The 12,762-nt window shown below is 51.8% G+C and carries 7 protein-coding genes; 5 read left to right on the plus strand and 2 right to left on the minus strand.

From position 1 onward, the window contains the following. The first annotated feature begins 68 nt into the window (after positions 1-68). Positions 69-1,430, plus strand: coding sequence for an ankyrin repeat domain-containing protein (locus JW814_01280; GenBank protein MBN2070060.1), 1,362 nt, complete (start codon positions 69-71; stop codon positions 1,428-1,430). Positions 1,431-1,556: 126 nt separating this feature from the next. Here JW814_01280 and JW814_01285 read toward each other — a convergent pair whose 3' ends face one another. Together JW814_01285 and JW814_01290 are read right to left on the minus strand one after the other, a co-directional pair. Next, the gene (locus JW814_01285; GenBank protein MBN2070061.1) at positions 1,557-2,996 is read right to left on the minus strand and encodes a sodium/proline symporter; all 1,440 of its coding nucleotides are present in this window, start codon (positions 2,994-2,996) and stop codon (positions 1,557-1,559) included. A gap of 164 nt (positions 2,997-3,160) precedes the next feature. Continuing rightward, positions 3,161-4,528 (minus strand): alginate export family protein, encoded by a 1,368-nt coding sequence (locus tag JW814_01290; GenBank protein ID MBN2070062.1) that lies wholly within the window; start codon positions 4,526-4,528, stop codon positions 3,161-3,163. Between the two features lie 271 nt (positions 4,529-4,799). On the opposite strand from JW814_01290, the gene JW814_01295 reads away from it, so the two are divergent. The 4 genes from JW814_01295 (at position 4,800) to JW814_01310 (ending at position 12,725) form a co-directional block, all read left to right on the plus strand. Then, a complete protein-coding gene (locus tag JW814_01295; GenBank protein MBN2070063.1) occupies positions 4,800-7,187 on the plus strand; it encodes a T9SS type A sorting domain-containing protein in 2,388 nt (795 codons plus the stop codon). Between the two features lie 164 nt (positions 7,188-7,351). Then, entirely contained in the window at positions 7,352-8,680 is a 1,329-nt protein-coding gene (gene glnA, locus JW814_01300; GenBank protein MBN2070064.1) for a type I glutamate--ammonia ligase, read from the plus strand. 183 nt (positions 8,681-8,863) lie between these two features. After that, the gene (locus JW814_01305) at positions 8,864-11,521 is read left to right on the plus strand and encodes a carbohydrate binding family 9 domain-containing protein (protein ID MBN2070065.1); all 2,658 of its coding nucleotides are present in this window, start codon (positions 8,864-8,866) and stop codon (positions 11,519-11,521) included. A gap of 115 nt (positions 11,522-11,636) precedes the next feature. After that, positions 11,637-12,725, plus strand: coding sequence for a glycosyltransferase family 4 protein (locus JW814_01310; GenBank protein MBN2070066.1), 1,089 nt, complete (start codon positions 11,637-11,639; stop codon positions 12,723-12,725). Positions 12,726-12,762: the final 37 nt, after the last annotated feature.

A 12,762-nucleotide genomic window follows, 5' to 3' on the forward strand; every position in this document is an offset into this window, starting at 1 on the left:
ATTAATTAATTATTTCACGTATTATTTTCGACAATTATAGAAACGCTCTGTTTATGAAAGGCTTATATATGAGAAAGTTATTTTGGCCTGTTGTTTTATTAACGGCATTTATGGCATGTTCTACATCTTCGTTTAAAATTCCCATAATCGATGCAGCCAGAAATGGAGAAAACGAAAAAATATCCAGGTTGTTGGTAGAAGGTACCGATATAAATACAAAATGGGGTAATGAAACAGCTCTTACTGCCGCTGCTGACAGCAATAGGCTTGATTTGGCAAAATATTTACTTGAGAGAGGTGCCGATCCGAACATAGGCAATCCTCTGGAAATCGCAATCAGGAATCGCAACTATGAAATGGTCGAACTTCTCTTTCATTTTAAAGTAAACCCGAACATATTGCGTGATCAAAAAATCAGAATGCAAGCAGGGGGATTTAACAGAGTATATTGCACAGATTTATTTACCGCTCTTTATGTCGAAGATAGCAGGATCATAGAATTTCTTCTGAAGAACGGTGCTGACCCCAATGTTGATGCAAGACTTAATTCCTTACTAGTTAACTCGTATCTTGAATATGTTTTGCATAATAAAAGCCTAAATACACTTGAGACAATGTTGAAGTACCAGAGCAATATTGATAAATCTGATCCAAGCAGGTTATTAGCGATAGTGTTTTCAAGAAAGTCAAAAGATGGCACTGTGTTTCATCCTGATTGGATGGAGCGATTGAAACTCCTCCTGGATTTTGGTCTCGATCCTGATTGCCGTATTGGATCAGGAGAATATGCTATATATGAACCGTATGGTTATAAACAAACGGAAATTGAGCGGAACAATCGTGTAACTCTTTATGATAAAAGCTGTAACACTCCCTTGATCCATGCCTTGAACAATAACTACATAGAAGCGATCAGGCTTCTATTAAATTATGGTGCCAACCCGTTTATTGGTTTCTATGAAGTCACAGGGAGTTGTAATGCGGAGGACCTGTTTTTTTTGGATCCCCAAAACGAAGATATAGTTATGTTACCAGGATATCATGATAAAACCAGATCCAGCATTATTGACCGTATAATGGAAAATGGTGGGATAGATGCATCCTTCGAACCATTGAACGCCTGTATTATTGCTAAATCAAAATTCGATGAATACCCTGAATTGCGGGATTTATTTCCTAAAGACGAAAGGAAATATTTTAAAGGCACTTTCAGACTGACAGTCGACCCGATCATATACAGAGTGCCCCCCTCCGTAACATCATATGTCTGGTCTTTTAACAACCCCTGGACGTCCCGAATGCCTGAAATAATGGAGGGAGATGCCAAATTCAGATTTAAAATAAGTTCTTGTGATGACGCAGTTTTGAGTGACCTGTTTAGATATAACGATCTCGATTCTATGATGCTTCAATCAATGCCTTGCAGATGACAAGGCGGGCTGTACAGTGACGGTCTTCGCATGACACCCGCCTGAAAGCAAACTGTCATCTCCAAAATCTCTCCCTGGCAGTGTGTTTTTATTGTCTGATATCCCCCGCCACTGCTCCTGCCTGCGTCACTCCCCCCATATCTTCTCTATATGTCCGGCGGGGAAAGAGGATCTTTTAACGAGGCTCACAACCAGTATGACGATGAAGCTTACCGTCGTCCCCGCGATGAATCCATGTATCCCGAAAGGCTTGCCGAGCCATGTCCATATAATGGCGGTCGCCGAACCGGCGATCATCGAGGCGAAGGCTCCCGCTGCGCTCGCCCCTTTCCAGTAGAGCCCGAAAAGCAGCGGCCATAGATTCGTAGAGGCGATAACCGCCCACGAAAACCCCGTCAGCACGAGGATCAGCGCCGGCGGTTTAAGAGCGATCAGAAGAGCGATGATCCCCACAGAGGCGCTTACGATCCTGTTCGCCCTGATCTCGCCCGGCCCGGTCAGCTGTCTTCCCAGCCCGTGCCTGTAGACATCCCTTACTAGGGAGCTGGATATGATTATAAGGACTCCGGCGAAGGTCGACATGCCGGCAGCTACCACACCGGCAAGCAGGATCGCCGCTCCCCAGGGAGAAAGAACGAGTTTCGACAGTTCAGGGATCGCGAGATCGGGATTTTTAAGAGCGGGTATAAGGATCCTCGCGAAAGCGCCGTTGAGATACGGAAGAACGGCGACGGCGGCTCCGACAGTGACTATCACCGTTCCGAGCCTGAACGTCTTCTGATCCTTTATCGAGTAGAACCTTATCAGCAGCTGCGGCATCCCCCAGACGCCGAGGCTCACGACGAGGCAGAAACTGATCAGCCCCGCCCATCCCCATACTCCCGGAGTATTTACGTAGCCGGGGCCGATCTCGGCGAGTCTTCGCATCCCCGCGCTCAGGCCGCCGACAGCTCCCACCGTTCTGAATGTGAGAAGAAGCAGGCTGAATATCATCACCCATGCCTGGATCAATCCGGTCCAGACGACCGCCTGGTACCCCCCGAGCGCCACATAGAATATGATGACAAGTCCCGATATCATCACTCCCGCCCAGTATGGCATATCCATCAGGACCTCGAAGGAGTTCGCCATCCCCTTGACGACGCTGACGTTATAGATGATCAGAAAAAGAAAGACTATCAGCGCGGAAAAGATCCCCGCCGCGGGCGACTGGTACCTTTTCGCGAAGAATCCCGATATCGTGTTTACCCCCATCCTTTCGGTGAAGGCGCGGACCCTCTTTCCCAGGACAATCCAGCAGAGTGTACAACCTACCAGGACGTTTATCGCCCCGATCCAGATCGTTCCCATGCCGAATTTATATCCGAAGGCTCCTCCTCCGATTATCAGCACCGAACTGAAATATACGGCGATAAAGGAGAGGGCCGTCACCCATGGGCCTATCGATCTTCCCCCGAGGATAAAATCATCGGCAGATTTCGTTTTTCTCACGCTCCATATCCCGATCCCCACCAGAACGGCAAGGTAGAGGACAAGGACGACGATACATGCTGACAAGAGACTCAAATCGTTTTCTCCTTTTTCGTTTAACCCTTACCGCCTCTATCTTTCCTTATATCGTTTATCGCCCAGAGGATCGACGCGGCAATGCTTACGCCGATCACTATGAACGCGGCAAATGTCATCCAGGGCATATCGAACGGACCCATAGCTCACCCGCCTTTCAGGCGCTAGAAGGTATAGAACAGTTCCCATCTGAGGAAATTCGCTATCGAAGCATCCTCGTTATAATAATCTCCCGGATCGAACCTTTCCCAGAGCAGGTGGCCGGAGAGGTTTTTGCAGAATCTGTATTTTATCTTCACAGAGGAAAGAAAGCCTTTCGTTTTGCCGCTGCCGAGTATCGAGCCCATCCCCGGCACCGCCCAGCTGGCGGCGGGAGGATCGGCGACAGCCTTCATGAAATAAATGGAAGCCTCGGCTGTCATATTCTTCATCGGTTTCGCCGTGGTTTTCAGGTTCGGAGCAAAAAGGTTATCCCAGTAGGCGATGCCGTTTCCGGTCGTAGCCATAGTGTAGATCAACAGCTCGCTCCATTTCGGCCAGCGGCTGTAGAGAGGGTCCCACCCTTCATATTCATCGGTACTGGGATCGTCGCCGGAAAGATATATCACTCCAACGGTCAGTTCAGGCTCGACTGTCGATGGAAGATTGAACGTCCCGTGGAGATACCCGCCGAACCCTTTCCGGTCGGACTTTCCCCTGTCTCCAAGCTGGAGCGCCCATTCGGTGGCGTAACTGAACGAGTCTCCTTTTTTCCCGCTGAGCCTTCCGCCTGCTGTATGGATATCGCTTTCCGGGGTATTGCCACCTTCGCTTTCATTCTTGTAGAAGTAATATCCCTCTATCTTGTGGCCTTCAAAAGACTGGTCGGTGTAGTAGGCCCCCGCTCCCATCTCGTCATAGTCGATCAGCGGCTGGCGCTGGCAGTTCAGCGTCGGCAGATATTTGTCCCATGAAGGATTGGAAAGCATGTGCAGTTCGATCGATCTTTTCTCAAACTTCGCGCCGAGCCTGACGGCATTGAAATACCCCGTGCGAGAGCCGTCGAGCGGCCCTCCGTCCATGAAAAGAAATCCCTCGCCGTACATGATATTCTGCCGGCCGACGGTCATGCTCAAAGGCGACCCGGCTATATCGTTGGCGGAGATATAGAGTTTTTCGAATATCAACTCGTTGATCTCGAAGTCTTCGTCCTGGTACCCCTTCGTCGATTTGAACCAGTGCCTGTGCTCGTTGTTCAGGGCGGCATGGACGGTCCATCTTTCGGCCGGCTTCCACTCGCACCATAACCTCGTCCTGACCCTGAAGAAAGACCAGTCGTCGCTATTGCCGTCATGGAGATCGAACCCGTTCTCGATATATGTCTGCCTTACCCTCTCGTCGAAACCATACCTGAAAGCTGCCGGCTCTCCGGCCGATAAACAGGCGGCGCTGAACCCGCCCGCTGCGGCGACCAGAATAGTGAAGAATATCGCTACTGCGGCGACGTTTTTCGCCGATCGATCGATCCTGAATGGAAGAGTCAAAGATCCCATCGAATTCCTTCCTGTCATCTCCGGGGCTGGATTTACGCCGCTTATCAGCCAACTCCACCCCTTATTATCGGTAGTTCCCTTCTCCCGGCAGATGATAACCGAAATCTGCCCGGGCATTCTATCTTTTTTCGCCCCGGCGCGGGACAAACGGCACGCCGCGCAGTAACGATTTGTTTTTCAGCCACTTAAAATCATTTTTCACCATAACGGCGGAAATATGTTATAATTATCTCTCTGGAAGGATATGGACAGCCATGCCCGAAAGCGAGTTATGAGACTTATATCGAAACTTATACGTTGTTCTGCCGCCTTGATCATCTTCCTGGCTCTCCAGCCATATACGATTCAGGCCGGCCAGGTATCTATCACTTATCATTTCGATGAACCAGTGATAGAGGTCTCGCCGGACGGCTTTTCACGAATGATCTTCCCCTCTACGATCCAGGCGGGAAAAGCCGGTGGTCCGAGTTTTCCATTCAGAGGTATAAATATCCTTCTCCCGCGAGGAGAGGCGGTCTCGTCGGTATCGCTTCAGCGCAGAGGATGGAAAGATCTCGATAAGGATGTGATCCTTCGTCCCCGGCAGCACCCTGTCCCCTCACTGGAAAATACCAGGCCGGAAAACGGTTTTCTCTATAACAGCGCGGCGTATTTATCGACATCCTGGTCGTATCCGCCTGCTTCAGAGTTCAGGACGCGATATTACAGGGGACACGCGATAGCCACCGGATCGTTTTCTCCGGCAGGATTCCTTCCCTCGGAAAAAAGGGCAGGATATTACAGCGAAATAGAGGTGATCGTCGAAACGGCCCCTTCCGTTAAAAGCGACAGAGCCCTGTCGATGCTTCGCACCGATTCTTCGACACTCGATTATCTGAAGGAACTGATCGATAACCCGACTGCGGCGGATCTATATGAAAGATCCGTCGATCGATCGCCATCAGCAGGAGATGAATACGAATACCTGATAATAACCAGGGCGATGCTGGAAAACGAGTTCGAAGCCCTTAAGGATTTCTACAATCGAAGAGGTGTCCGGACCCGGATCATGACCGTCGAATATATCGAGAGCATCTACCCTGGAACCGACCTGCAGGAACAGATCCGCGCGGCGGTGATCTCGGAGTATATTGAGAATGGAATAACCGGCCTTCTCCTTGCCGGCGACGGAGATCCGGGCGATCCCGCCACAGTACCGTACAGGGGGCTGTACTGTTCGGTCAATTCATCGATCGTATACCAGGACAACTCGATCCCCGCCGATATCTATTACGCCGCGCTCGATGGAAACTGGAACGACGATCTCGACCTCCTGTGGGGCGAACCGGGAGAGGATGACCTATTCTCGGAAATTTCGGTCGGCCGGGCCCCGGTCGATTCCCCCGCCGAAGCGGCGATATTCATCCACAAGACGACCAGCTACCAGGAATCTCCCGTCGGCAGCCAGATGAGAGACGTCCTTCTGCTCGGAGAACATCTCTATAGCGACCCCCAGACATATGGCGGGAACGAGATGGATCAACTGGTCGACACCTGCAACGCATACGGGTTTTCGACGACAGGGTTCCCACCCGATTTCAACATCACCAGGTATTACGACAGGGATCTCGGTTACTGGCCAAAATCTGTCATTTACGACGAGGTCAACGCGGGGACTAACTGGATCTGCCATGCAGGACATTCAAACGCGTCATATGTGATGCGCCTCTCGGTCACCGATATAAACGGAACGAATTTCACCAATGATGGGGTCACGGCGAATTACCCCGTCGTGTACACTTACGGCTGCATCGCCGGCGCTTTTGACGTCAACGATTGCATAGCCGAGGAAATGGTAACTATCGACAATTTCGCCTCTGCTTTTATCGGCAACTCGCGCTACGGCTGGTTCACCGAAGGAACGACAAACGGCCCGTCGCATCATTTCCAGCGCGAATATTTCGACGCCGTTTTTTCCGAGGGACATACCACCCTCGGGCCGGCGAACCAGAGGTCGAAGGATGAAACGGTCCCCTTCGTCGACCTTCCCGACGAATACGAGCCCGGGGCGCACAGATGGGTCTTCTACACGCTGAACCTTCTCGGCGACCCGGCGATGGACTCGTGGACAGATATCCCTTCAGCGATGCAGGTGGCCCACAGCAGGTATATCCTGCGCGGCGATACTTCATTCCCTCTCGAGACAGGGGTCGATGGCGCCTTGGCCGCCCTCTACTGGAACGGCGACTGCTACGGGAGGGGGATAACCGGCCCAGACGGTACAATCTCGCTGCCGCTCCTGATGGCTGTGCCTGGCGATGTAGATTCGATGATCCTTACAGTGACAGCGCACGACCGGTATCTTTACAGGGATACCCTTCTCGCGGTCGATGTGGCAGGTTCCGAGAAGACCCCGTCAATGACCCTTCTTTACCAGAACCATCCCAACCCGTTCAATCCATCCACCGTCATCAGCTTTGCCCTTAAGGAACGATGCAGGGCTGACCTGAGGGTCTATGACGTATCGGGAAGGGAAGTAGACCGCATCCTGACCGATATCCTCGACGAAGGCGTTCATTCCATCATATGGAGCCCGCGGAATCTGGCGAGCGGCCTGTACTTCTACAGGCTAAGGGCCAGAGACGCAGTGATGACGAGAAAAGCGATACTGCTTCGCTGACCCGCCAGATGGATAAATATTTTTCTCCCCTGTCAATTTTCAATAGACAGTTAAGAGAAGACTCATTAAAGTGAGACTTTCAAGCTCAAACCTTGGAAAAAATATTTCAAAAAATTTAAATCTCCCGTCCCCGACCCCGCAACGATCAGTCTGGAGGTAACCAGGTGAACGCGACGATAGAAAAAGCAAAATCTGACGGAATAGTATTCGTTGAACTGGAGTTCACTGACATATTCGGAGTGCTGAAATCGATAGAGATCCCGATCGAGAACCTCTCCGTCGCCGCGGAAAAGGGTATCTGGTTCGACGGTTCGTCGATAAGGGGTTTCGCCCGGACGAAGGAAAGCGATATGTACCTCAAACCGGAGATGGATACTTACGCTGTCCTTCCGGCAGACGACGAAAGCAGGCGCACGGCAAGGTTCATGTGCGAGGTCTATACCCCTGACGGCGAGCTCTTCAGCGGAGATCCCCGGACAGTCCTGAAAAGGATAATCGCCGAGGCGAGGGATATGGGGTATCTTTTCAATGTCGGCCCCGAAGTCGAATTCTATCTCTTCAGGAAGTATGAAGACGGCAGCTTCTCCACTCCAGAGTTCGACACCGGATCGTATTTCGATTCGTCGGCGAAGGATATCGGCAGCGAGATAAGAAAAGAAATCATGCTGGCGCTCAAGCAATTCGGTATCAGCTCCGAGAGAGCGCATCATGAGGTCGGCGTCGGACAGCATGAAGTGGGATTCAGGTATGGAGACGCCTTGATCACCGCCGACAATGTAGTCATCTTGAAAAAGATCATAAAATCGATCGCCCACAAGAGGGGGCTGATAGCCTCGTTCATGCCGAAACCTGTCTTTGGCAAACCTGGGAACGGAATGCACGTACACTGCTCCCTTTTCGGCGAGGACGGCACGCCGGCTTTTTATGACGCCAACGACCCTCACAGGCTTTCGGCGCTGGCGAAGAATTTCATCGCAGGCCTTCTGGCCCATATCAAAGGGATGTGCGCCCTGACCAACCCGACCGTCAACTCCTATAAACGCCTCGTCTCGGGGTACGAAGCCCCGGTCTATATATGCTGGGGCAGCAAGAACAGGTCTTCCCTGATCAGGATCCCGCATTTCATGAAAGACAGGAAATCCTCGATCAGGGCGGAACTGAGGTGCCCCGATCCGAGCGCCTCTCCATACCTTCTCTTCGCGGCGATCCTCAAGGCCGGCCTCGACGGGATAAAGAACTCGTTGGAGCTTGCACCGGAGATGGAAGACAGCGTCTATGAAAAGACCGACCAGGAGCTGAAGGATATGGGGATAGATATCCTGCCCCAGTCCCTCGAGGAAGCGGTCGGTCTCTTCGGGAAGAGCGCCCTGATGAAAGATCTTCTCGGCGAAGAACTGTCATCCAAATATATCACTGCCAAAGCCCTGGAAGCTGAAGAGTACAAATCGGCTGTGACCGACTGGGAGGTCGAAAGATATCTCGACAAATGTTGAAAATATTTTTTGAAACTTTTCTTCTTCTGCTTCGTTTACAAAGATAGAACCAGAGTGAAATAACCCCACTTGCCCCACCCGCGATACTTCTGGCGGCAAGATCGCGCTCGAATACCTTTAAAGGTGTCCAAGACGATTCTTTTACCCTGATGAGGCCGTAATAATAATCAGGGAGGGTGTTCCATGGATATTCTGTCGATATTTCAGAGAATCAGCCGATCACTGCTGGTCCTTCTCATCTGCGCATTTATCATCTACATCCAGGTCGGTATCCCTGCGAAAGCGGGAGAGGCGCTGAAAATCGATCCCGCTTTCTGTAAAAGGATCGACGCGGTAAGGATCACAAACGGCGGAATAAAGGTAGATGGCTTCCTTGACGAACACGACTGGAAAAGAGCGCCGGAGGCGGGCGATTTTATCCAGCGGGCTCCCAACGACGGCGAACCTTCGACCGAGAAGACCTCGGTCCGCCTCGTCTATGACGATATATGCATATTTGTAGGGGTAAGGGCGTATGACTCGCAGCCGGATGCCATCAGGGGGCTTTTGTCGAGGAGGGATGAGGATTCCCCTTCCGACTGGATATACCTTGCATTCGACAGTTATAACGATAAAAGGACGGCGTTCGAGTTCTCGGTCAATCCCGCGGGTGTGCAGAGGGACGCATTCTGGTCAAACGGTGAGGAACGGGACGAAAACTGGGACGCCGTCTGGGATGTAGCAATATCAACAGATGAAAAAGGCTGGATCGCTGAATTCTGTATTCCCTTCAGCCAGCTCCGTTACGCCAGCAACGGCCACACCAGCTCATGGGGATTCCAGGCGGTCAGAACGATCAGCCGGATCAACGAAGATTCCTACTGGAACCCTGTCCCTCAAGATATCAGTCATATAATTTCGAGATTCGGAAGGCTCGAGGGGCTGGTCGATCTTCCAGCTTCGAAAAGACTCGAGATCCTCCCTTACCTTGTGACAGGCGCCAACATTTACGGAGATTCCGAAGGAGACCCATTCCGCGACGGAGGATGGGGCAGCGGCGAAGGAGAGAATCCCGATTATCGGATCGGACTCGACCTGCAGTACGGGCTGACGAGCGACCTGACGCTCAACATGTCGATCAACCCCGATTTCGGCCAGGTCGAACAGGATCCATCCGAATTCAACCTCACCGCCTACGAGACATATTTCGACGAAAAACGGCCCTTCTTCGTCGAAGGTGCGAATATCTTCAATTACACTATCGGGTTTGGAGATATGGACCGCGAAAGAGTCTTCTACTCGAGACGCATTGGACGCTCCCCCCACCTTGATACCGAAGATGCCGAAAGGCTCTACGGCGTCGACGACTACTGGGAAAGCAGGCCGAGCTTCACCAAGATCCTCGGAGCGGCGAAAATGACCGGAAGGACTTCGAACGGATGGTCTGTGGGAATCCTTGAGGCTGTCACCGACAAGGAAGAATCGATAGTGCAGATCCCCGGCGAAAAACGTTTCGCCGTGACAGTCGAACCCGTGACAAACTATACCGTGGCTAGAGCGAGAAGGGAATTCAACAACGGAAGAAGTTCGATCGGCGGTATCCTGACCAATGTATACAGGGATATCGAAAATGACGATCTCGATTACCTGCATTCCACGGCGATAACGTCGGGGATCGATATGGAACACCGGTGGCATGACGACGAGTACAGCATCATCGCTAAATTCATCGGGAGCCATATATCCGGAAGCAGGGAATCGATGATAAACGCCCAGGAATCGTCGGTGAGATATTATCAGCGCCCCGATGCCGATCATCTCGGGGTCGATCCCGATATCACCCATATGGAAGGATTCTCATCGACGTTGTGGGGAGGAAAATTCGCCGGAGAACCGTGGCGTTTCGGTATAGGATTCAACACCCGGACTCCCGCTTTTGAGCTTAACGATATCGGATACGCCAACGATGCCGATAACACCATGGGCGTCCTGTGGATAGGGTACCGGGATTTCGAGCCTGGAAGTGTCATCAGAAACTGGAATCTCAACACGAATCTGTGGAAAAATATTGATTACGGCTGGGACGACACCGGCACGGGAGGAAATGTCAACGGCTATATGCAGTTCATGAACTACTGGGGGGTCTACGGCGGGATCGGCGGGAATTTCGAACGCCAGAACAACCGCCTTCTCTGGGGAGGCCCTTCGGTTATCACCCCATGGAGCATCAATTCATGGTATGGATTTCATTCAGATAACAGGAAGATGCTCTACTTCAGTTACGACGGATTCACCGCCGCCAACCCTGAAGGGTATTCCGAATTCGATATCTCGCCCGGACTGACCGTGCGGCCTTCGAGCAGGTTCAATATAAGGATAAATCCGTCGTACAACCTCAGCACCTCCGACCTGCAGTATGTCGACGACTACTCCGATGAGACGGGGGACCATTATATCGTCGGCCGGATCGACAGGAAAACGGTCAGGATCACTACGAGGATAGACTACACCCTGACCAACAAGATCTGCCTGCAGTTCTACGCGATGCCCTACCTCACCGCGGGGAAATATACCAGGTTCAGGGAAGTGACAGATCCCCACGCCGCCAGTTACGACGACAGGTTCACGCCGGTCGATTATAGCGACAACCCCGATTTCAATTTCAAGCAGCTGCGCTCCAACCTCGTATTCAGATGGGAATTCAATCCCGGATCGACCCTCTATTTCGTCTGGTCCCAGGGAGCGACTGATCTCGAAGAAGAATATGGCGATTTCGGTTTCAGCAGGGATTTCGGGAGGCTCTTTTCATCGGCGGGAGATAATACATTTCTCATCAAGATCAACAAGTGGTTCAGCCTCTAGGACATTTGACGATATTCAAACTGTTCACTGGCTTCCGATTGTGCTACTTTATCCGCAAGGCACCCGCGCGGGGGCATTTATATTCCAGCGACAGAGATCAAAGCGGAAGAGTCCGATGGATAAGAAACGTGTTCTGTTACTTGGCCCTGTTCCACCGCCGACCGGCGGAGATACCGTCTCCACCCTGAATCTGCTTAAAAGCGACTACTGGGAAAGATCAGGAATAATACTCGATCACATAAACACATCGGGGGAAAACAGGCTGAGGCTCCCGGAAGAAAACCGGTCTGGCATCGAGATCTTCAGGGCGCTCAGGCTCGGCTTCCAGATGCTCTGGAAGATCCCTCGTTCAAAGGCCGTTCTCCTCTTGGCGAACAGCAGTTTTATCTGCACCTTCGGCCTGGCGGTACTGGCCCTCTCATGGGTTGTGAGAAGACCTGTCATCGTAAAACCTTTCGGATCATACCTGCCGGAGATGATAGGCAGGTTCGGCCATACCAGAAAAAAAGCGACGCTGAAGATCCTCTCCACGGCGCGTTGGATACTTCCACAGACCGCCCGGATGGCCGACGAACTGGCCCGCTACGAAGAATTAGGAAACGAGAAGCTGAGGCAATTTCCCAATTTTATTCCCGATTCCGATCTCATCCCCGAGAGGATAACAAAACCTTTCTCGGGGAAATGCATATTCATCGGCCATATAAAAAAGGAAAAAGGGGTCTTCGAGATCGTAGAAGCATTAAGGGGTAACAGCAGCCTTTCCTGCGATTTCTACGGGATGCTCGTTGAACGCGACACCGGCTCTTTTCTCGAAGAGATCGCGGCAAACGAGAATCTCTCCTATCATGGGATCATCCCACCGGAGGATATCCTCGCCACGATAAGTGGCCACGACATCCTGCTCCTTCCGACATATCACGCGGGAGAAGGGATGCCCGGCGTCATCCTGCAGGCATACGCGGCAGGCGTACCTCTAATAACGACCGAATGGAAATCGATCCCGGAAATCGTAAGCGATCGCCACACCGGGCTACTGATACCTCCACGCTCGCCGGAAGCGATCGCGGGGGCCATTGCCCTGCTAGCCGGCGACAGCGCTCTATATCAACAGATCGCCGCCAACGCCTTCGAATATGTAAAAGGCTTTTCAGAAAAAGCGATAGTCGGGGATATCCTTGTGGATCTGGTCCTGAAACTCGTTTGATCGCCCCCGGCCGCGGCCGGGCCCCTTGACGAACCTG

The organism is Candidatus Krumholzibacteriota bacterium (genome assembly GCA_016932415.1).
Lineage (GTDB): Bacteria > Krumholzibacteriota > Krumholzibacteriia > Krumholzibacteriales > Krumholzibacteriaceae > Krumholzibacterium.